Annotated in this window: 17 protein-coding genes and 3 tRNA genes; 18 read left to right on the plus strand and 2 right to left on the minus strand. The window is 62.1% G+C overall.

Translation table 11 applies throughout. The features are described 5' to 3' along the window. Nucleotide 1 precedes the first annotated feature (1 nt). Nucleotides 2-3,982 (minus strand): ATP-dependent RNA helicase HrpA, encoded by a 3,981-nt coding sequence (gene hrpA / locus HQL56_03375; protein MBF0308556.1) that lies wholly within the window; start codon nt 3,980-3,982, stop codon nt 2-4. Nucleotides 3,983-3,997: 15 nt separating this feature from the next. Next, nucleotides 3,998-4,786, minus strand: coding sequence for a class I SAM-dependent methyltransferase (locus HQL56_03380; GenBank protein ID MBF0308557.1), 789 nt, complete (start codon nt 4,784-4,786; stop codon nt 3,998-4,000). A gap of 92 nt (nt 4,787-4,878) precedes the next feature. Between HQL56_03380 and pheA the strand changes: the two genes are divergently transcribed. The 18 genes from pheA to HQL56_03470 all read left to right on the plus strand — a co-directional run bounded on the left by pheA (nt 4,879) and on the right by HQL56_03470 (nt 19,618). Continuing rightward, nucleotides 4,879-5,730, plus strand: coding sequence for a prephenate dehydratase (pheA, locus tag HQL56_03385; GenBank protein ID MBF0308558.1), 852 nt, complete (start codon nt 4,879-4,881; stop codon nt 5,728-5,730). Continuing rightward, nucleotides 5,727-6,518 (plus strand): prolipoprotein diacylglyceryl transferase, encoded by a 792-nt coding sequence (locus tag HQL56_03390; protein MBF0308559.1) that lies wholly within the window; start codon nt 5,727-5,729, stop codon nt 6,516-6,518. The genes pheA and HQL56_03390 overlap by 4 nt, the downstream gene beginning before the upstream one ends. Further along, on the plus strand, nt 6,515-8,392 hold the full coding sequence (gene uvrC, locus HQL56_03395) for an excinuclease ABC subunit UvrC (protein ID MBF0308560.1): 1,878 nt from the start codon (nt 6,515-6,517) through the stop codon (nt 8,390-8,392). The genes HQL56_03390 and uvrC overlap by 4 nt, the downstream gene beginning before the upstream one ends. After that, on the plus strand, nt 8,365-8,916 hold the full coding sequence (pgsA, locus tag HQL56_03400; GenBank protein ID MBF0308561.1) for a CDP-diacylglycerol--glycerol-3-phosphate 3-phosphatidyltransferase: 552 nt from the start codon (nt 8,365-8,367) through the stop codon (nt 8,914-8,916). Before uvrC ends, pgsA begins: the two co-directional genes overlap by 28 nt. A gap of 70 nt (nt 8,917-8,986) precedes the next feature. Continuing rightward, nucleotides 8,987-9,061, plus strand: a tRNA-Gly gene (locus tag HQL56_03405). A gap of 28 nt (nt 9,062-9,089) precedes the next feature. Beyond that, a tRNA-Cys gene (locus HQL56_03410) sits at nt 9,090-9,166 on the plus strand. 29 nt (nt 9,167-9,195) lie between these two features. After that, nucleotides 9,196-9,270, plus strand: a tRNA-Gly gene (locus HQL56_03415). A gap of 233 nt (nt 9,271-9,503) precedes the next feature. Next, a complete protein-coding gene (locus tag HQL56_03420; GenBank protein MBF0308562.1) occupies nt 9,504-10,067 on the plus strand; it encodes an NYN domain-containing protein in 564 nt (187 codons plus the stop codon). Between the two features lie 10 nt (nt 10,068-10,077). Further along, nucleotides 10,078-11,022 carry an ACP S-malonyltransferase gene (gene fabD / locus HQL56_03425; protein MBF0308563.1) on the plus strand — a complete coding sequence of 315 codons (945 nt, stop codon included), beginning with the start codon at nt 10,078-10,080 and terminating at the stop codon, nt 11,020-11,022. 27 nt (nt 11,023-11,049) lie between these two features. Beyond that, entirely contained in the window at nt 11,050-11,793 is a 744-nt protein-coding gene (fabG, locus tag HQL56_03430; protein MBF0308564.1) for a 3-oxoacyl-[acyl-carrier-protein] reductase, read from the plus strand. A 56-nt stretch (nt 11,794-11,849) separates the two neighbouring features. Then, on the plus strand, nt 11,850-12,098 hold the full coding sequence (locus HQL56_03435) for an acyl carrier protein (protein ID MBF0308565.1): 249 nt from the start codon (nt 11,850-11,852) through the stop codon (nt 12,096-12,098). A 222-nt stretch (nt 12,099-12,320) separates the two neighbouring features. Beyond that, complete coding sequence (gene fabF, locus HQL56_03440; GenBank protein ID MBF0308566.1) at nt 12,321-13,559, plus strand: beta-ketoacyl-ACP synthase II; 1,239 nt, start codon at nt 12,321-12,323, stop codon at nt 13,557-13,559. After that, the gene (gene mltG, locus HQL56_03445; protein MBF0308567.1) at nt 13,556-14,581 is read left to right on the plus strand and encodes an endolytic transglycosylase MltG; all 1,026 of its coding nucleotides are present in this window, start codon (nt 13,556-13,558) and stop codon (nt 14,579-14,581) included. The genes fabF and mltG overlap by 4 nt, the downstream gene beginning before the upstream one ends. Nucleotides 14,582-14,590: 9 nt before the next feature. Next, nucleotides 14,591-15,229, plus strand: a complete 639-nt coding sequence (locus HQL56_03450) for a dTMP kinase (GenBank protein MBF0308568.1) — start codon at nt 14,591-14,593, stop codon at nt 15,227-15,229. Next, a complete protein-coding gene (gene holB, locus HQL56_03455; GenBank protein MBF0308569.1) occupies nt 15,204-16,172 on the plus strand; it encodes a DNA polymerase III subunit delta' in 969 nt (322 codons plus the stop codon). The genes HQL56_03450 and holB overlap by 26 nt, the downstream gene beginning before the upstream one ends. Continuing rightward, nucleotides 16,165-17,370: a hypothetical protein gene (locus HQL56_03460; GenBank protein ID MBF0308570.1), complete on the plus strand. Its 1,206-nt coding sequence runs from the start codon at nt 16,165-16,167 to the stop codon at nt 17,368-17,370. Before holB ends, HQL56_03460 begins: the two co-directional genes overlap by 8 nt. A 10-nt stretch (nt 17,371-17,380) precedes the next feature. Continuing rightward, nucleotides 17,381-18,769, plus strand: coding sequence for a YchF/TatD family DNA exonuclease (locus tag HQL56_03465; GenBank protein MBF0308571.1), 1,389 nt, complete (start codon nt 17,381-17,383; stop codon nt 18,767-18,769). A 51-nt stretch (nt 18,770-18,820) separates the two neighbouring features. Beyond that, nucleotides 18,821-19,618 (plus strand): PilZ domain-containing protein, encoded by a 798-nt coding sequence (locus HQL56_03470; protein MBF0308572.1) that lies wholly within the window; start codon nt 18,821-18,823, stop codon nt 19,616-19,618. Nucleotides 19,619-19,797 lie beyond the last annotated feature (179 nt).

The raw sequence follows: 19,797 nt of genomic DNA on the forward strand, positions 1-19,797 counted from the left end.
ATTAAACAACCCGGGAAGAGTTTGCTTTTCCCGGGTTTTTTGTTGGTGTCGGCGCGGTGGTTCCCTGTTTGGCCCGGGCCACCTGCTTTTGCAGGCGTGCCTCGGAAACCACCAGGCGGGTGCCCAGCTCCTGGGCGAAGAGGGAGACGCGATACTCCTCGATCATCCAGCGCAGCTGGGCCACCTCGCCCTGGGGATCGGCGGCTTCCGGGCGTTTTTCCAGTTGGGCCAGCTCCTGAAGGAAGGGAGCGAGGCTGGCGGCCTTGCGGCTATCCTTGGCGGGGTCGTTGCGATAGCGATCCACCCGGATGCGGCCGGCCTCCACGTAGCGGGCCAGCTCGTGCCGCCAGGGCAGGGGGGTGGTGAAGGGAAAGTCGGGCCGCAACAGTCCCTTCATGTGCCCCAGAATCTCCTCCCGGAAGGGGTGGGGTAATGGCCGGTTTCCCGGCTCGTTGACCATTTTGGCCAGATTCTGCAGATCGGTGAGCAGCTTCCGCAGTCGCTCACCCTGGCGCTGGGCCTCGGCGAAGAGTTTGGTCCGTCCGCTGTCCAGATGTTTCAAAAAGGTCTCCCCCGATCGGATAGGCTCCTCCCCCAGAAAGACCTCCTCTACCAGGGCGTCCAGCAAAGCGTTGACCAGGACCGGGATGCTTCCGTAGGGACGAAAGGCCAGGCCAAGGGCCGGGGGCGGCGTCAGTCGCCGTTCCAGATCCTTGATCATGGCGGCGAGTTGCAGGCGAAAGAGCTTGACCAGGCCTGAACGATGACAGGCGCGGGCGCTTTCCGGACTGTCCAATATCACCTGTCGCACCCCCTCCGCTTCGGCCTGAAGAGCGGGGTAACCCGTCAGGGCGATACCTTTCGGGCCTTTGCGTTCGCACGACTCCGGCAGCGGTGGAAAGGTCCATTGCCGGTGCAGCGCGCCGGACTCTTCCGGGGCTTTGAAACTCTCCTGGAAACTCTGGCTGGCCTCTTTGGCGAGCCGGGAGCGCAGACTTTTCAGATCGCGTTGCGCCTCCACCTGGCGGCCGCTGCCGTCCACCACCACCAGCATCATGCGCAAATGGTCCGGCAGATCGACCGCCTGGAAGAGGGCCGGCTCCACCGGCACCTCCTTCAGGACGTGAACCGTTTGGGCCAGGGCAATGTGCAGATTGCCCTCGCCGAAGCGCATCACCTCGGCGCAATCGCGGGCCAGGGCGGGCAGGGGCACCAGCAGGCGACGCACCGATTGGGGCAGTCCCTTGAGCAGATGCAGCAGTTTCTCTTCCAGCAATCCCGGCACCAGCCAGTCGAACAGCTCCTCCGGCACCTGATTGAGCAAGGCGACCGGCAGGGTGACGTGTATGCCGTCGCTGCCGCTGCCGGGTTCGAAACGGTAGGTCAAAGGCAGGCTGAAGGCCCCCGCTTCCAGGGAGCCGGGGAAAAGGCGGGTGACATCCTGGGCGGCGTGACGCATCAGGAAGGCCTGATCCAGGAAGAGGCGTCGTGCTTGCCCCACGGATTGGGAATGCAGCCAGGTTTCCAGCTCCTTGCGGGTGGCGATGCCCGGCGGCAGACGCTCCTCGAAAAAGCTTTCCAGAGCCTCGGGTGCCACCAGAATGTCGCGGCGACGGGCGCGGGCCTCCAGTTCCGTCAGCTCGCGGATCAGACGCTGGTTGTGGCTGAGAAAGTCCTTCGGACCGCCGTGCAGGGAAGCAGAAAGGCGCATCTGACCCGCCGCCAGCGCTTCGCGCACGAAGATCAGGCGCGATTCCACGGCATCGATGGGATCGTAACGCACACTGCGACCCGGAACGATGACCAGTCCCAGCAGAGTCACCCTTTCCAGGGCCACCACACAGCCCCGATCCGCTTCCCAGTGGGGATCGCGATAACTGCGGCGCAGCAGATGGGGGGCGGTCTCCTCCAGCCATTCGGGTTGAATGCGGGCGCAGCAGCGGGCGTAGAGGCGACTGGTCTCCACCATTTCGGCGCACATCACCCAGGAGGGCGGTTTGGCGTGCAGACCGGAGCCGGGAAAGAGGTGAAAACGCTGTTGATGGGTGCCCTGAAACTCCCGCTCCTCGCCCTTCTGCCCCACCAGGTCGACGAAACCCCGCAACAGGGCCTTGTGAAGGGTGATGTAGGGAGCGGCCACCCGGTTGACCTCCTGACCCTCTTCCCGGACCAGATCCTTGAGTTGCCGGTGCAGGTCGAACCACTCCTGCACCCGCAGCACCGACAGCTCCTCGGCCTTCAGCCTCTGGCGGAACTGGTTCCCGGAGGGGGCGCCGTGTTTCAGTTCCTGCAGGTGGTTCCACAACTTGAGCCAGCCGGAAAAGTCGGACTCGGCGTCGGCGAAGGGCTTGTGGACCTCCGGCAGACGTTGCGGTCCCGCCTGGGGGCGTTCGCGGGGATCCTGCACCGACAGCGCCGTGACCAGCACCAGCATTTCGCTCAGACAACCGCCGTCCCGACCCGCCAGGAGAATGCGCGCCAGGCGGACATCCAGGGGCAGCAGAGCCATTTCGCGCCCCAGGGGGGTCAGGTTGCCGTCGGCGTCGAGGGCCTGCAACATCTCCAGCAGGCGCATGCCGCTGCCGATGGCCCGGGAGGAGGGGGCGTCGATGAAGGGAAACTCCTCGACATCGCCCAGCTCCAGCGCCTTCATGCGCAGAATCACCGAGGCCAGGGAGGTGCGCAGGATCTCCGGATCGGTGAAGGGAGGGCGATTCAGATAGGATTCCTGGCTGAAAAGCCGGATGCAGACCCCCGGCGCGAGGCGACCGCAGCGCCCGCTGCGCTGGTTGGCGGAGGCCTGGGAGACATCCTCCACCGGCAGACGCTGCACCTGGGTGCGCCCGCTGAAACGGCTGACCCGAGCCAGTCCCGAATCGATGACATGACGAATTCCCGGAACCGTCAGGGAGGTTTCCGCCACGTTGGTGGCCAGGATGACCCGTGGTTGCCCGCGAGGATGGAAGATGGCCTCCTGGCGTCCGGCGGAGAGGCGGGCGAAGAGTGGCAGAATCTCCAGATCCCGACTGGCCTGGCGGCGCAGCACCTCCGCCGTGTCGCGTATCTCCCTCTCCCCCGGCAGAAAGACCAGAATGTCGCCCCCCTCGGCATGCAACTCGTTCACGGCGTTGACCACCGCCTGTTCCAGATCCGGGGTCTCGTCGCGGGAAGACTCCCAGGGGCGGTAACGGATTTCGACGGGATGGACCCGTCCCTGGGCTTCGAGAATCGGGGCTTGGCGAAAGTGGCGGGAGAACTTGTCCACCTCCAGGGTGGCCGAACTGATGATCAGGCGCAGATCGGGGCGCAACGGCAGGATGCGTTGCAGATAGCCCAGCAGAAAATCGATGTTGAGGCTGCGTTCGTGGGCCTCGTCCACCACCAGGGTGTCGTACTCCTCCAGCAGGGGATCCTGGTGGATCTCCGTGAGCAGGATGCCGTCGGTCATCACTTTGACCAAAGTATCCGCCGAAGTCTGATCGGCGAAGCGGATTTTGCAGCCGACAAGGGATCCCAGGGCCGTGCGGGTTTCGGCGGCGAGGTAGGAGGAGATGCCCCGCGCCGCCAGGCGTCGCGGCTGGGTGATGCCGATGCGTCCGTGAACGCCGCGTTCCGCCTGCAGACAGATTTTGGGGGTTTGGGTGGTCTTTCCCGAACCGGTGGAACCGCAGAGGATGACCACCGGATGGTCGTTCAGCAGGCGGGTGAACTCCTCCCGGATGGCCGAAACCGGCAGGGCTTCGTCGAAGGTCAGGGGGGGAACCAGTGCCTTGCGGCGCAGCACCTGGGCCCGGGAGTGGGCCACCGCCCCTTCCAGGGCGCACAGGGTCGACTCCTCCAGCCGGCGCCGATACCAGGCCGACTCCAGCAGACGAAACCGGCTGTCCAGAACGCGGCGATCCCGGATCAGGGTCTCCGGCAAGGCCTGTCCCAGGGCGATCAGGCGTTGTCGCAAAGATGAAACGTCGGGACCGGCATCCATTGAAGCAGTCAACTTTCAGGCAGTGGTGCAGTGGACATCGAAGCGGATCGAACGGCCCGCAATGTGGAAGTCGGGACGTATCCCTCCGAGACAGGGGCCGTGCCGGGATCGTTTCACCACCACCCGTTTCAGGGCAAGGCGACGGCACAGGGTGAGCAGTTGGATCTCCTCTTCCGCCGGGGGACCATCTCCCGCCAGGCGTTGCAACAGCCGGGCCTCCTTGCTCACCAGGGCCGTTTTGTCCCGCGGCGGGAACATGGGATCGAGCAGAATCACCTCCGGTTCGAAGGGCAGGGGGCCTTGCAGCAGGGTGAGGGCCTCCCCCTGCCGTAAACTGGCCCGATCCATGGTTTTCGCCAGGTCAGGCCGGCTGGCCGCCCGCGCCATGGCCTCCTCCAGCAGGGCGAAGATCACCGGGTGGCGCTCCAGGATATGGACCCGGCAGCCCCAGTTCAACAGTTGCAGACTGTCGACCCCGAAACCCCCGGTGCAGTCCAGCACCCGGGGCGGGGCCGAGTCGCTCCAGGCCACCGCCCGCCCCAGCAGTTCGCGGCGAATCGAGGTCGCCGGGCGGGCACGGGTCAGATCGAGCCTCACCTGACTGCGCTCCCGTCCCTGACGCTCCTGGACCCGATAACCGCTATCCGTGACCACAAGTTGCCAGGGATGGTCGGGAGAGGGGGTCAGGGGCAAACCCAGGCGCAGGGAGAGGGCCAGCGCGGCGGGCAGAAAGCGCTCCTCTTCCCAGCCGATGGTCAGTTCGCCGGGGGATGGGGCGGCATATGTGCAAAAGGGTGTGGACATGGCGCGGATATGGTAGAAGAAAAGCCACCGGTATGGCCAGTGCCGAAGGAGGGGGAATGGGATGAGCGCAGTCGGAATACGGGATGGGAGCCATGGACGACAATAGAAGCATTGCATTTCAGGGAATGCGCGGGGCCTACAGCGAACAGGCCTGCCGCGAAAAGATGCCCGACTATCGGGTTTATCCCTGCAAGACCTTCGAGGATGTTTTCAGCGCGGTGGAAGAAGGCCTCTGCCGCTACGGCATGCTTCCGGTGGAAAACAGCATGGCCGGGGTGGTCTCCGACAGTTACGACCTGTTGGCGGTGCATCGCCTTTCGGTGGTGGGCGAGTACTTTCTTCATGTGCGTCACTGTCTGCTCGCCAACCCCGCCGCCACATTGCCGCAGATCACCACGGTTTTCAGCCATCCGCAGGCCCTGGCCCAGTGTCGCTCCTTCATCCGCCGTTTCGGGTGGAACCACCTGTCGGTTTACGACACGGCGGGATCCGCCGCCGAACTGGCCCAGCGGGCCATTCCGCAGGAGGCGGCCATCGCTTCGGAACTGTGCGCCTCCCTCTATGGCCTGACCGTTCTGCAGCGGGATATTCAGGACAGCCGCATGAACACCACCCGTTTTCTGGTCATCGGCCGGGAGCCCTGCTCCCCGGATCCCTCGGAACCCTGCAAGACCAGCGTGCTGTTCACGGTGCGGGATATCCCGGCGGCGCTGTACAAGTGTCTGGGCGGTTTCGCCACCAACGGCATCAACCTCACCCGTCTCGAATCGCGACCGGTGCCCGGCAAACAGTGGACCTACAACTTCTATCTCGATTTCCAGGGCCATCCCGAGGAGGAACGCTGTCGCCTGGCTCTGGAGGAGCTGCGTTTCTTCACCACCAGTTGCAAGGTTCTGGGATGTTACCCGGAAGGCACCAAACCCCAATGGGATGAGACACCATGATCGCCTTTCCCCAGATTGATCCGATTCTGGTTCAGGTCGGCCCCCTGGCGGTGCGCTGGTACGGGGTGATGTACTCCCTGACCTTTCTGGGCGGCTGGTTCCTGTTGCTGCGCCGCGCCCGCCGTTTTCAACCCCATCTGCATCCCGATCTGCTGGGCGATTTGCTGGTGTGGATCATTCTGGGGGTGATACTGGGGGGGAGGTTGGGTTATATCCTCTTTTATCAGCCCGCCTTTTACCTGGAACATCCCGGGAACATCTTCCATATCTGGGAAGGGGGCATGTCCTTTCACGGCGGGTTGCTGGGGGTGGTGACCGCCATCGTGGGTTTTTCCTGGCGACGGGGCATTCCGCCGCTGGTCATCGGGGATCTGGTGGCCCCCATCTCCCCCCTGGGGCTGTTATTGGGGCGGATCGGCAACTTCATCAACGGGGAGTTGTGGGGTCGGGCCAGCGACGTGCCCTGGGCCATGGTCTTTCCGGGGGCCGTCCCCCCGGTACCGCGCCATCCCAGTCAGCTTTACGAAGCCTTCCTCGAAGGCATTCTTTTGTTTGCCCTGCTCTGGTGGGTGGGACGAAAGGCACGTCCGCCAGGGGTGTTGCTGGGTCTGTTCCTGAGCGGATACGGTCTGGCCCGCTATGCCGTGGAATACTTTCGCGAGCCCGATGCCCATCTGGGGCTGCTGAACCTGGGGCTCAGCATGGGTCAGTGGTTGAGCCTGCCCATGATCTTTGCCGGTCTGATACTGGCCGTTTGGGCCTGGCGAAAGGGGGAGGGTCCGCGGTGACCATCGAAAACTCCAGAGGGGTGATCAGCCACCTGCCGGAGACTCCGGGTTGCTATCGCTTCATGGACCGGCAGGGCGGAACCCTGTATGTGGGCAAGGCCCGCAACCTGCAGCGGCGGGTGGCGAGCTATTTCCATCGGGGGGACCACCCTCCGCGCATTCTCAACATGCTGGAACTGGCCCACGCCCTGGACTACACCATGACCCGGAGCGACAACGAAGCCCTGCTCCTGGAAGCCAACCTGATCAAGACCCTCAAACCCCGATTCAATATTCTGCTGCGTGACGACAAATCCTACCCCTACATCCATCTTTCCGCCCATAGCCGTTTTCCCCGGCTCTCCCTGCGGCGGGGTCTGCCGGCGGAAGGGGGCTTTCTCTTCGGACCCTATCCCTCCAGCGTGACGGTTCGGGAGACTCTGCGCTGGTTTCAGAGCCTCTATCCGGTGCGCCAATGCACCGATCAGCAGTTCAACAGCCGCAAGCGCCCCTGTCTGCAGTACCAGATCAAACGCTGCAGCGGCCCCTGTTGCGACATGGTGGAGGAGAAGACCTACCGCTCCTGGGTGGAGGATATCCGTCGCTTTCTGCAGGGCGGAGGGCGCAGCCTGTTGCAGCAGTTGGAACAGGCCATGAAGGAGGCCTCCGAAACCTGCCGCTTCGAGGAGGCGGCTCTGCTGCGGGATCGCCTCAAGGCGTTGCGACTGGTTCAGGAAAAGCAGAGCATCGATTTCCGGCGGGAGACCGATTTCGATGTCATCTGCCTGCTGCAGGAGGGCGTTACCACCGCCGTGCAGGTGATGGTGGTGCGGGGCGGGCTCAATCTGGGTACCCGTGGCTATTTTCCGGACAACTCCGCAGACCAGGGGCCCGCCGATGTTCTGCATGCCTTCATCGCCCAGTTCTATCTGGACAAGGAGCCCCCGCCCATCATTCTGGTGGAGCCGGATCCCTCGCAGCGCAAATGGCTGGAGGAGGCGCTGGGTGAAAAAAGGAGGGGCCGGGTGGATATCACCGTGCCGCAGCGGGGACCCCGGAGACGGGCCATGGAGATGGCCCTCGACAATACCCGCAATCAACTGGCCTTGCGCATCGATTCGGACGAGAGCCGCGCGCGCCTGCTGGATGCCTTGAGTGAGGCGCTGGGTGTGGAGAGAAAAATCCGCTCCATCGAGGCTTACGACATCTCGCACTTCCAGGGCGCGGAGCCGGTGGGTTCGCGGGTCTACTTTTCTCACCAAGGCTTTCAAAAAGGGCGTTATCGGAAATACACCCTGCGCAATCCCCTGCTGCAGGACGACGCCAAACGCATGCATGAAATTCTCGCCCGTCGATTCCGGGGCGGGGAGGAGAACCGGGAGGAGAATCCCTGGCCCGACCTGGTCCTGGTGGATGGCGGGCTGGCCCAGCTCGGCGCGGCTGTTCAAGCCCTGGAGGAGTGTGACCTCCACACCATGCCGCTCTGCGCCATGGCCAAAGGTGAGGAGCGCAACGCCGGCAGGGAACGCCTTTTTCTCCCGGGTCGGAAAGATCCACTTGTTCTGGCGGAGAGGTCTCCGGTATTGTTTCTTTTGCAGACCATTCGCGATGAGGCTCACCGCTTTGCCGTCGGTTTTCATCGCAACCGGCGGGATCGCCATCTGATGGAGTCGATTCTGGACCGGATTCCCGGTATGGGGCCCCGGCGTAAAATGGCCCTGCTGCGCCACTTCGGTTCGGTGGCCGAAATTCGGGCCGCCGCAGTGGAAGATATCGCCCAGATCGCCGGTTTTCCAAAGGCGCTTGCGGCGGAGGTGCATCGGTATTTGCACCAGGAGATAAACGTTCTTTCGGAAGATGATTCGGAATGCAGTGGAACCTCCCCAATCTCTTGACGGCTTTGCGAATCGTTCTGATCCCCGTCTTCATCGCCCTGGCCCATCTGCCGGGACGCTGGGGCTTTCTCCTTTCCACGGCCTTTTTCGGCATCGCGGCCCTGACCGACTGGGCCGATGGCTATGTGGCCCGCAAGCGGGGTCTGCTGACCCCCTTCGGACGCTTCTTCGATCCGGTGGCGGACAAACTGCTGGTTCTTTCGGCGCTGCTGCTGCTGGTATCCGAGGCTCGGGCCCCGCTTTTCCTGGTGCTGCTCATCATGGCCCGTGAGATCACCGTCATGGCCCTGCGGGAATTCATGTCGGGCCGGGGTCTCGCGGTGCCCGTCTCCCGTACCGCCAAATGGAAAACCGGTTTTCAGATGACCGCCATCCTGATGCTGATGGTGCAGGACAGCCTCTTCGGCATTCCGTTTCAGGCTCCCGGACTGGTTTGCCTCTTCGTGGCCGCCGCTTTGGCGGTCTTCAGCGCCAGCGAATACTTCCGCCAGGCCTGGCCCGCCATTCGCAATCTGGCGGCCTGAAAAAGTTCAAAAAGGGCGCGACGGAATGGGTTGACGAGTGCGTCGAATGTCGCTATAAAGAGCGGATCGGGCGGGAGTAACTCAGTGGTAGAGTGCAACCTTGCCAAGGTTGAAGTCGGGGGTTCGAATCCCCTCTCCCGCTCCAATGTTTGAGCCTGTGTTCTGATTTTCCCGGCCGGGTGGCGAAGTGGCCTAACGCTGAGGTCTGCAAAACCTTTATCCGTGGGTTCAAATCCCACCCCGGCCTCCAGATTCGCCGCATGCGGGCGCAAAGCGCAAGCGGGAGTAACTCAGTGGTAGAGTGCAACCTTGCCAAGGTTGAAGTCGGGGGTTCGAATCCCCTCTCCCGCTCCAAAACATTCCGCCCCACCCACCAAGCGCATTCCGGCTGAATCCTGCTCCTCTCGTGACAGCGCACCTGTCGGTCGAACCGCAAAATATGGCAGATTATTGCGAAAAAGCGTCACACTCAGCCGCGAAGAACATTTCAGCCATGGTAATGGCTGGAAAATCTGCTACAAAGAGAGCGTTGTATCCATTGGCGGATGCCGTGATGACGGCGATATCTCAATTTTAAGGTGAGTCCCATGTTCTACAAGGATGAGAGGGTGGCCATCTTTATCGATGGCTCGAATTTGTACGCAGCCATTCGGGCGCTGGGTTTCGAGTTCGATTATCGCAAGCTGCTGGAATACTTCCGCAACCGCTGCCGACTGGTTAGGGCCTACTACTTCACCGCCCTGGGGGATGAGCAGGAGTATTCGCCGATCCGGCCCCTGGTGGACTGGCTGGCCTACAACGGCTATGCGGTGGTGACCAAGCCGATCAAGGAGTACTTCGACGTACACAGCGGTCACAAGCGGACCAAGGGCAACATGGATATCGAAATCGCGGTTTCCATGTTGAGCATGGCGCCCCATTACGATCATGCCGTACTCTTTTCCGGGGATGGGGATTTCAGGAGCGTTGTCGAAGCGATCCAGAACCTGGGCAAACAGGCCACCGTGATCAGCTCCCTGAGGACCTCACCCCCGATGATCGCCGATGAACTGCGCCGTCAGGCGGACGAATTCATTGAATTGAATGATTTGAAAGATGCCCTTACCCGGGACATGGATCGCTATCAGCAGGAAAATACCGGCAATCAGTAAGGTGTTGTCGATGGGCGAACTCGCAGTGGTTTTTCCGGGACAGGGTTCCCAGTCGGTGGGTATGGGGCGCAGCCTCATGGCTCTGGGCGGGCCGGTGGCCCAAACCTTCGAGGAGGCGGACGCGATACTGGGCATGCCGCTCTCCCGTCACTTGTTGGAGGGGCCGGAGGAGTTTCTCACCCGAACGGAGAATACCCAGCCGGCCCTCTTGACCACGGGTGTGGCGGCGTGGCGCATGCTGCAGCGGGAGAGGGCGGTCCAGGTCTCCTGTACCGCCGGCCACTCCCTGGGGGAGTATGCCGCTCTGGTGGCGGCGGAAGTCCTCTCCTTCGCCGATGCTCTGCGCCTGGTCCGCCTGCGGGGGCTTGCCATGCGGGATGCGGTGCCTTCGGGGATCGGCGCCATGGCGGCCATGCTCAATATGGCCGAAGAGGATGTGGTCGCCGTCTGTGAAGAGGCCTCCCGGGAGACCGGGCAGGTCTGCGTCGCGGCCAATTTCAACTCCCCGGTGCAAATTGTCATTTCGGGCCATCGCCAAGCCGTTGAAAAGGCGGTTGAGCTGGCCAAGGGCAAAGGGGCCAAACGCTGCATCATGCTGGCGGTTTCCGGACCGTTCCATTCCCCCCTGATGCAACCGGCGGCGGAGAAGATGGAGGCGGCCTTCGCGGAGGTGGTGTTTCGCGATCCGGTCATCCCCGTGGTCTGCAACGTCACCGCCTCGGCCGTCACCTCCGCCACGGAGCTGCGGGCGCGTCTGGTGCAACAGATCACCCATGCGGTACAATGGCAGAAGTCCATGCAGTATATGGTGTCTCTCGGGGTGGACCGGGTGGTGGAACTGGGTACCGGCAAAGTGCTTTCCGGGTTGATGAAACGGATCGATGGACAGGTGGCGAGCGTATCGGTGCAGGGGCCCGAGGAGCTGGCGGCCTTCGACGCCCTGGGCAACGTCTGAAACGAAAACGAGGATAGCGCAATGACGATCATGTCTGGCCGTGTGGCCATGGTAACGGGATCCACCAGCGGGATCGGACGGGTCATCGCTCTGGAGCTGGCCCGCCTCGGCGCCGTTCCCGTGGTGGTCAGCATCGAAGGGGCCAAGATTCCCGAAACCCTGGAGGAGCTGCGCGCCGTGGCGCCCGCCGCCGAGGGATTCGAGGCCGACGTCTCCTCCCAGGCGAGTGTGGAAGCGGCCATGGATCAAACCTTGGCCAAATTCGGCAGACTCGATATCCTGGTGAACAATGCGGGCATCACCCGCGACAACCTGGTCATGCGCATGAAGGATGCCGAGTGGGACCAGGTTCTGGCCATCAACCTGACCAGCGTCTTCTACATGACCCGGCTGGCTCTGAAACCGATGCTGAAGGCCCGTTACGGGCGCATCGTCAACATCGCTTCGGTCGTGGGCCTGACGGGTAATCCGGGGCAGGCCAACTATTCCGCTTCGAAAGCCGGGGTCATGGGGCTTACCAAGAGTACCGCCCGTGAAGTGGCCTCCCGGGGCATCACGGCAAACTGCGTGGCTCCGGGATTCATTGCCACGGCAATGACTCATCGCTTGAATCCCAAAGCACAGGAGGCTATCCTCTCGCAGATTCCCATGGGGGAGATGGGTTCTCCTCAGGATGTGGCCAATGCGGTGGCTTTTCTGGCTTCCGAAGAGGCCCGTTACATCACCGGCGAGACCCTGAATGTCAATGGGGGCATGTACATGGGATTTTGATGTGTTCCCGAATGGGAATGAAGCACGTTGCAACCACCGAACAAGGATAACGAAACATGGCTGACAGTGTCATCGATAAGGTCAAGAAAATTGTGGTGGAAAAGCTGGGTGTCGATCCGGCCCAGGTGACGGACGACGCCAATTTTACCGAAGATCTGGGTGCCGATTCCCTGGACAACGTCGAGTTGGCCATGGCTTTCGAGGAAGAATTTGGTTTTGATATTCCGGAAGAGGTGGTGGAAAAGATCGCCACCGTGCGCCAGGCGGTGGACTACATCGAAGCGCAAATGAAAAAGGGCGGTTGATCCCGGGGCGTGTCGGCGTTTGCCCGATTTTGGATCCTGGCAAGGCGCAAGACGGTGAGGAAGCGGAGTGCAGATCCCCTGCATGAGCCTTCCGAGCCGGATTGCAGCGCCGTCAGGGGCCGAGAGCCGGTGAAGGCCGACACCTCCTATCGCTCCATGGCAGTGAGACGGCAACCCCGGGAGACCGGGGTTGCCGTCTTGTAATCGAGAGGTCGAGACCCGATGAAGCAACGAGTCGTCATCACCGGTGTGGGGCTGGTGACGCCCCTGGGAACCGGCACCCAGAAGACCTGGGAAGGTTTGGTCGCCGGTCGATCCGGTATTGGTCCCATCACCCGTTTCGATGCCACGGAATACTCCTGTCGCATCGCGGGGGAGTGTCGTGACTTCAACGTGGCGGACTGGGTCGTGGCCAAAGAAGTCAAGAAGATGGATCTCTTCATCCAGTTCGGAGTGGCCGCTGCCCACATGGCCTGGCTCGATTCAGGCCTGGAAGTGAGCGAAGAGCGCGCTCCCCGCATGGGTGTCCTGATCGGATCGGGTATCGGCGGGCTGGTGGCCATCCAGAACCAGGCCATGGCCATCAAGGAGAAGGGGCCACGCCGCATCTCGCCCTTCTTCATTCCCATGTCGCTGATCAACCTGATTTCGGGCCATGTGGCCATTCGCTACGGGCTGAAGGGACCCAACCACGCGGTGGTGACCGCCTGCGCCACGGGTACCCACGCCATCGGCGACGCCGCCCGCCTCATCGCCCGGGGTGAAGCCGATGTCATGCTGGCCGGCGGTGCGGAAGCCGCCATTTGCGAGTTGGGCATCGGCGGTTTTGCCGCCGCCAAGGCCCTTTCCACCCGCAACGAGGAGCCCGAAAAGGCCTCGCGTCCCTGGGATCGCAACCGGGACGGTTTCGTGGAATCCGAAGGGTCGGGCGTCGTCGTTCTGGAAAGCCTTGAATCGGCCACCCGGCGCGGTGCGCGCATCTACGCCGAGGTGCTGGGCTACGGCATGTCCGGAGACGCCTATCACATCACCGCGCCCGAGCCAACCGGGGACGGTGCTTCCCGCTGCATGAGCGCCGCCCTGGCTGATGCCGGGGTCGCCCCCGAAGCGGTGGGTTACATCAACGCCCACGGCACCTCCACCCCACTCGGCGATGCCATCGAAGTGGATGCCATCAAACGGGTCTTCGGGCCGGACCATTCCGGCAAGCTGATGATCTCCTCCACCAAATCGATGGTCGGGCACCTGTTGGGCGCGGCAGGGGGAGTCGAAGCCATCTTCACGGCCTTGACCCTCTACCACGGCATCGTTCTGCCGACCATCAACCTGGATGATCCGGAAGACTTCGGCCTCGATTTCGTGCCGCATACGGCGCGTCAGGCAACCGTGGACGTGGCCCTTTCCAACTCCTTCGGGTTCGGGGGCACCAACGCTTCCCTGGTGCTGAAACGCTTCCGTTGAACAGACGCCTGCTCCTTTCCCTGGCGGCAGCCACGGGTTTCGGACTCCTCAGCCTTGGTGGATGGGGGTGGTGGAGCTATCAGCAATTTTTGGAACGGCCAATACCGCAAGCCATCTCCCTGACGGTCGCCAACGGCTGGTCTTTCAACCGTGTCGCCACGGAACTGGAGGAGGTGGGGGCCATCACCTCCTCCGAGTGGCTTTTCCTGCTCAACCGGCTGGAGCCGGGGGGATTCCTGCAGGCGGGTGAATATCTCTTTCCGGCCCGTTCCACCCCGCGCACCATTCTGAACCAGTTGCGCAAGGGCGAGGTGGTACACCATCGTTTCACCATTCCGGAGGGTTGGACGGTTCCGGAAGTGGCCCGGCTGCTGCAACAAACCGCCTGGCCGGAAGCGGTCGAGCTGTTGCGGGATCCCACTCTCCCCGCCCGGCTGGAACTGACCGAAAACCATTTGGAAGGCTGGCTCTTTCCGGCAACCTACGATTACCGCAAGGGGGAAGGGCTCTTGTCCATTTTGAAGCAAATGGTTCACCTGTCCCGACGCAATCTGGAGGAGGTTTGGTCCAAACGTCCGTCCAGCCATGCCCTGACCCCCTATCAAACCCTGATTTTGGCTTCCATCGTCGAGAAAGAGACCGGGCAGGATGCGGAACGTCCCGCCATTGCCGGGGTGTTTTACAACCGGCTGTCGCGTCACATGCGCCTGCAGAGTGATCCCACGGTGATCTACGGCGTCTCCGGGTTCGATGGCAATCTGACCCGTCTGCATCTGCGCACCGACACCCCTTATAACACCTACACCCGTGAAGGGTTGCCGCCCACCCCCATTTGTAATCCGGGACGCGAGGCGCTGGAAGCGGTGGTGCATCCTCTGCCGTCGACCCATCTCTATTTCGTGGCCAAAGGGGACGGCAGTCACATCTTCGCCTCCTCCCTGCCCGAGCATCAGGGCAACGTGCAACACTATCAGAAGGCTGCCCCGACGTCCCGGACGCCATCCACCGCGGCGAATCGATAGGTGGTTGCCATGCCGGGGCGGTTCATCACCTTCGAAGGTGGCGAGGGCGGCGGAAAGAGCAGCCAATTGTTGCGTCTGGCCAAACGGTTGCGGGAGCGGGGCATCGGGATCCTCTGCAGTCGGGAACCGGGTGGCACGGAACTGGCGGAAGAGATTCGCAAGCTGCTGGTGCGCCGTAGCGGCGCGGACTCTCTGGCCGCCGAAACCGAGTGGCTGCTGGTGACGGCGGCCCGTTTCGAACATGTGCGCCGGGTGATCCGGCCTGCTCTGCAGGAAGGATCCTGGGTGCTGTGCGACCGCTTTTTCGACTCGACCCTGGCCTATCAGGGTTTCGGGCGGGGGCTGAATACGGAGATGTTGCAGCGGTTGCAGACCATGCTCTTTCCCGATCTCCGGCCCGACCTGACCCTGCTTCTCGATGTGAGCCCGGAGGTGGGACTGGCCCGCAGCCGGGGTGGGGAAAAGGGGGAAGACCGGTTCGAGACGGAATCGCTGCTGTTTCACCAAAGGGTGCGTCAGGGCTTTTTGACCCTGGCGGCGGAAGAATCCCGGCGCATTCGGGTCATCGACGCCGCCCTTTCGGAAGAGCAGGTGTCCACGGCCATTTGGCAACAGGTGACGGATGTCTTCCTTTCCGACCTTTCATGACCATGTCGGGCATGCGTCGCAGGTGGCCGGCTTGCATCAGCAGTTGGCCCGTGGGCAGCTTGGCCATGCCTATCTCTTCACCGGACCGGCAGGTGTCGGCAAGAAGCATCTGGCCCTGGCCCTGGCCGGCGCGGTGTTTTGTCCCCGGCCCGCTCCGGATGGAGGGGCCTGCGGGGCGTGCAAATCGTGTCGCCAACTCGCTTCCGGCAACCATCCCGATCTGCTGCACCTGCAGGTGGAGGAGGGGCGCACCCGCATCAGTATCGATCAGGTGCGGGATCTGATCGCTTTTCTGCAGTTGACCCCCACGGAGTCCCGCCGCAAAATCGGTCTGATCGACGAAGTCACCCTGATGAACGAACAGTCGGCCAATGCCCTGTTGCGTACCCTGGAGGAGCCTCCCGGAGAGGCGCTGCTCTTTCTGGTGACGGAACGTCCGGGGATCCTGTTGCCCACCATTCGTTCCCGCTGCCAGATTTTGCATCTGGCCCCGCTCTCGGCGGCGGAGATGGAAGCCTTCGTGGCAGGAGCGGTGGATGAGGCGCAACAGGTAACCGCCCGGAGTTTTCTGGCACTGGCGGAGGGGGCTCCCGGTCGTCTGCGACAATGGCTGGAGGGCGATATGGCCGAGCTTTGGGCACGCTGGAACCAGGATCTCGATACGGTGGATGCCGGCAACATCGGTGACTTGTGTCTGCGCGCCGAATTCTGGAGCCAGCCCGAGCGATTTTCCCGAACCGGCGAGTTTTTGCGCATGTGGTTGAGAAAGCGTATTCATGCGTTGCTCGGAAAAACCTGTTATGCTGATACGGTCCGAATCTGGTTGCAGGGGGCTTTTTGGAGTTTGCAGCTCTGGCAACGCAGCAGTGTTTTCAATCTCAATCGAAACCTGGTGATGGAATGCCTTTTCATCCATCTGGCGCGGATCAAAAACCATGAATGAGACACCCGAAAGGGAAGAGGTTGCCGCGCCGCCGGTCGGTTTCCCGGAGAGTGGCGAGACGCGAAACAAGCGGCTGATCGGTTTGCGTATCCACGACTCCTGCATGGTTTTCCGCCTGGCCGTCAACGATCCTCGCATTGTCCAGGGGGACCAGTTGCTGGTGGAAACCCGCAGAGGTGAGACCGTCGGGCATGTCATGTATGTTGCCGAGGGTCTTTCGGCGCAGGAGGCGGCGGAGCGCCTCCATCCGGGATGCGTGGTGCGCATCGTGCGCCGCCTGACCCGCAGGGACCGGGAGGCGCAGAACGGGGGTGGGGAGAAGGAACGACAGGCCAAACAGATCTGCCGGGAAGCCATTCGCGAACTCGGGCTGGAGATGCGGTTGGCCCGTGTCACCTACTTTTCCGCCGGCAACAAGGCCATTTTCTACTTCACCGCCGAGAACCGGGTCGATTTCCGGGAGTTGGTCAAGCGCATCGTGGCGGAGATGCACATTCGGGTGGAGATGCGCCAGATCGGGGTGCGGGACGAAAGCCGTCTGCTGGGGGGCATCGGGATGTGCGGACAGGTACTCTGTTGCAATGCCCATCTGCAATCGTTTCACACCGTTTCGGTGCGCATGGCCAAGAACCAGGAGATGGCCCTCAATCCTGACGCCATTTCGGGTCTGTGCGGGCGTCTGATGTGTTGCCTGGCGTATGAAAACGACGCTTACAATCAGTTGCGCAAGGAGCTTCCGCCCCCCGGTTCCCGGTTCAGCACCGAGGATGGTCGCGAAGGGGTGATCAAGTCGGTCAATCCGGTGCGCAAGAGTGCCGACGTGGTCTGTTCCACGGGAGAGAAGGCCACCCTTGCCCTGTCCGAAATGACCATACTGGATGGTGCGGCGCCCGTTGTGGTGAATGGGGTTGCTGAGGGAGAGGGGGGCGATCCGAAGCCTGTGGCGGCGCTCCCTCCCCGGGGAGGTCGGGCCCCCGCCGCCGGACACCCCCCTTCTCCCCGCCGGGAACGCCCCGGCGGAGAACGCAAGAGAGCGGAGACGCCTCCCCGAGTTGCGGCTCCGCCACCACCCGCTGCCGAAAAGGCAGCCCAACCGCAACCAGCGGAAGGGGAAGCTCCGGCGGCGCGCAAGCGCCGTCGCCGCCGTCGTCGCAGTGGCGACGGAAACACGCCCCCGACCGAAGGACAACCAACCTGACGGTGATGGCATGTTTTGGGACAGTCACGCCCATCTGACCTTTGCGGATTTCGCCGGCGAGAGAGAAGCGATTTTGCAGCGGGCTCATGCGGCCGGTGTGGAGGGTATCATCAGTATCGGCACCCGGAAGGCCGAGGTGCCGGAGCTGGTTGCCCTGTGTCGCCAGAGCCCGTCGCCACTTCTGGCCGTAACGGTGGGAATTCATCCCCATCATGCCGCCGAGGAGGCGTTGAGTGTGGAGGAGTTGGTGGAGCTGGCTTCCCGGCCGGGAGTGGTGGCCATCGGGGAGACCGGTCTCGACTTCTTTTACAACCACAGCGATACCGCCAGTCAGGAGGCCTCTTTTCGCCGTCATATCCGGGCGGCCTGCCGTATGGGCCTGCCCCTGGTCATTCATACACGAGATGCCGAATCCCGCACCCGCGCCATCCTCGAAGAGGAGGACGCCGCTGCCGTCGGTGGGGTGCTGCACTGTTTTTCGGCATCCCGTGATATGGCGGATTGGGCGGTGGAGCAGGGTTTCCACCTCTCCCTTTCGGGCATGGTGACCTTCAAGGCCGCCGGGGCCTTGCGGGAGACCGTGGCCGGTTTGCCACTGGAGCGGTTGCTGCTGGAGACCGATTCCCCCTATCTGGCGCCGGTTCCTCACCGGGGGCGGCGCAACGAACCTGCCTTCGTGGCGGAAGTCGCTGCTGCGGTGGCAGCCATTCAGGGGCGCCGTCTTGACGAAGTCGCCGAGGTGACCAGCGCCAATACCCGGCGATTGTTTCGTCTGGAAAACGGATTGCCGGGGTCTCCCTCCCATCGGGAGGTGCTGGCCTATGTCTTGAGAGGTTCGCTCTATCTCAACATCTCCCGGGGCTGCACCCTGCACTGCGCTTTTTGCCCCAAGTGGCAGGCCCCGGTCATCGGTGATTTCGACCTCTCCTTGCGAAAGAACCCCCGTGCCGAAGAGGTTATTCAGGCCATGGGCGACATTGGCTCTTATCGGGAAGTGGTTTTTTGCGGTTTTGGCGAACCTACTCTGCGCCTGGGGGTGCTTCTGGAAGTGGCGCGTGAGGTCAAGCGTCAGGGCGGTCGGGTGCGCATCAATACCGACGGACTGGCCAATCGGGTGCATCGTCGGGATGTCACACCCGAGTTGGCCGGTTTGATCGACGAGGTTTCCGTTTCGCTCAACGCGCAAAACGCCGTGGTTTATAACCGGCATTGTCAGCCGGCTTTTCCGGATGCCTGGGAGGAGGTGCAGGATTTCATTCGTAAAGCGGTGCGTTTTGTACCCACGGTGACCGCCACGGCCATCGACGGTTTACCCGGTGTGGACATGGAGGCCTGCGAATCATTGGCCTTGTCCCTGGGGGCGCGTTTTCGGGCACGATTCTTGAATGATGTCGGGTGAGATCGCTCGGAAAGAGGCTACCCAGGACCACTGCCAGGGGAATTTGCTGCGATGAACAAGGGGGTAAAACAACTTTTTCAGAATCTGCTGGGGCTGAAGGGATCCTCCTCGACACCCTCCGGAATGGTGCGGGAACGGGGGCCGGACGTTATTCGGGATCCTGCGAGAATTACTGATATCATGACACAGGCCATGACTCAGGAGTTACCTCTTCAGCTTCATCTCGACAAGTTGCCGTTGACCTATTATTCCGGTTTTCAGTCTCCCGAAGAGGACGATCCAAAAGCCTTGTGGATTTCTCCGCTGGATCCCCAGGAGGGAAATGCCCAATTGGCGGTGGTCAGCCAGGTGGAGATCTCCTTCTTCGCGGAAAAAGGCACCATGCGGGCTTTACTGCGGGTGGAGGAACAGGCTGCCGATGGTTCCATCCGTCTGAACTGGCCCGAAAAGCTGTTACACGACACCCAGAAGCGTTCCCTTTACCGGGTGGATGTCGATTCTTCCTGCGGCATTAAAATCCAGTTGTGGGACAGTCAGGGGAAAAGATTGCCCATCAACCCTCTCGACATCAGCACCGGGGGAATCTCCTTTTCCAGCCAGACGGTCCACGAAACCCTGGCCAAGGGTAATCGGGTGCGTGTGCAGTTTCTCCTGCCGGAAGGGGAAGAGTCCTTTGGTATCGACGGCGTCATGTTGGGCAGTGTGGCCAAGGACCGCATACACCATATTTATCGCCTTCGTTTTCTGATTGCCTCTTACGAGGTGGCGCGGCGGGTGGAAGAGCTGGTGGCCATGCTGCAACGCCGTATTTTGCAGAAACGGAGCCGGATTTCCCAGTCCAGGGCTTGAGGGGGCGGTCAATTTCTTTCTAATCTTTTGACTTTCAATATATTATCTTTTATAAATCAAAAAAATGTTCTATCCTTTGAGTTTTTGATTATACCGCGTCTGCTTTGGAATACATAATTTTTCGGTATCTGTTCAGGTATACGGGGGTTTGGGGGGATTATCCCCCCCAACGGGTCCAG

The sequence above is a fragment of the Magnetococcales bacterium genome (assembly GCA_015231925.1).
Classification (GTDB): Bacteria; Pseudomonadota; Magnetococcia; order Magnetococcales; family JADGAQ01; genus JADGAQ01.

Coding starts and splice junctions, on each gene's coding strand:
- pheA (MBF0308558.1), top strand. CDS start 4,879: ATGGACGACAATAGAAGCATTGCATTTCAGGGAATGCGCGGGGCCTAC.
- pgsA (MBF0308561.1), top strand. CDS start 8,365: ATGCAGTGGAACCTCCCCAATCTCTTGACGGCTTTGCGAATCGTTCTG.
- HQL56_03390 (MBF0308559.1), top strand. CDS start 5,727: ATGATCGCCTTTCCCCAGATTGATCCGATTCTGGTTCAGGTCGGCCCC.
- hrpA (MBF0308556.1), bottom strand. CDS start 3,982: ATGGATGCCGGTCCCGACGTTTCATCTTTGCGACAACGCCTGATCGCC.
- fabD (MBF0308563.1), top strand. CDS start 10,078: ATGGGCGAACTCGCAGTGGTTTTTCCGGGACAGGGTTCCCAGTCGGTG.
- HQL56_03435 (MBF0308565.1), top strand. CDS start 11,850: ATGGCTGACAGTGTCATCGATAAGGTCAAGAAAATTGTGGTGGAAAAG.
- HQL56_03380 (MBF0308557.1), bottom strand. CDS start 4,786: ATGTCCACACCCTTTTGCACATATGCCGCCCCATCCCCCGGCGAACTG.
- HQL56_03460 (MBF0308570.1), top strand. CDS start 16,165: ATGAATGAGACACCCGAAAGGGAAGAGGTTGCCGCGCCGCCGGTCGGT.
- HQL56_03420 (MBF0308562.1), top strand. CDS start 9,504: ATGTTCTACAAGGATGAGAGGGTGGCCATCTTTATCGATGGCTCGAAT.
- HQL56_03450 (MBF0308568.1), top strand. CDS start 14,591: ATGCCGGGGCGGTTCATCACCTTCGAAGGTGGCGAGGGCGGCGGAAAG.
- fabF (MBF0308566.1), top strand. CDS start 12,321: ATGAAGCAACGAGTCGTCATCACCGGTGTGGGGCTGGTGACGCCCCTG.
- HQL56_03465 (MBF0308571.1), top strand. CDS start 17,381: ATGTTTTGGGACAGTCACGCCCATCTGACCTTTGCGGATTTCGCCGGC.
- holB (MBF0308569.1), top strand. CDS start 15,204: ATGTCTTCCTTTCCGACCTTTCATGACCATGTCGGGCATGCGTCGCAG.
- HQL56_03470 (MBF0308572.1), top strand. CDS start 18,821: ATGAACAAGGGGGTAAAACAACTTTTTCAGAATCTGCTGGGGCTGAAG.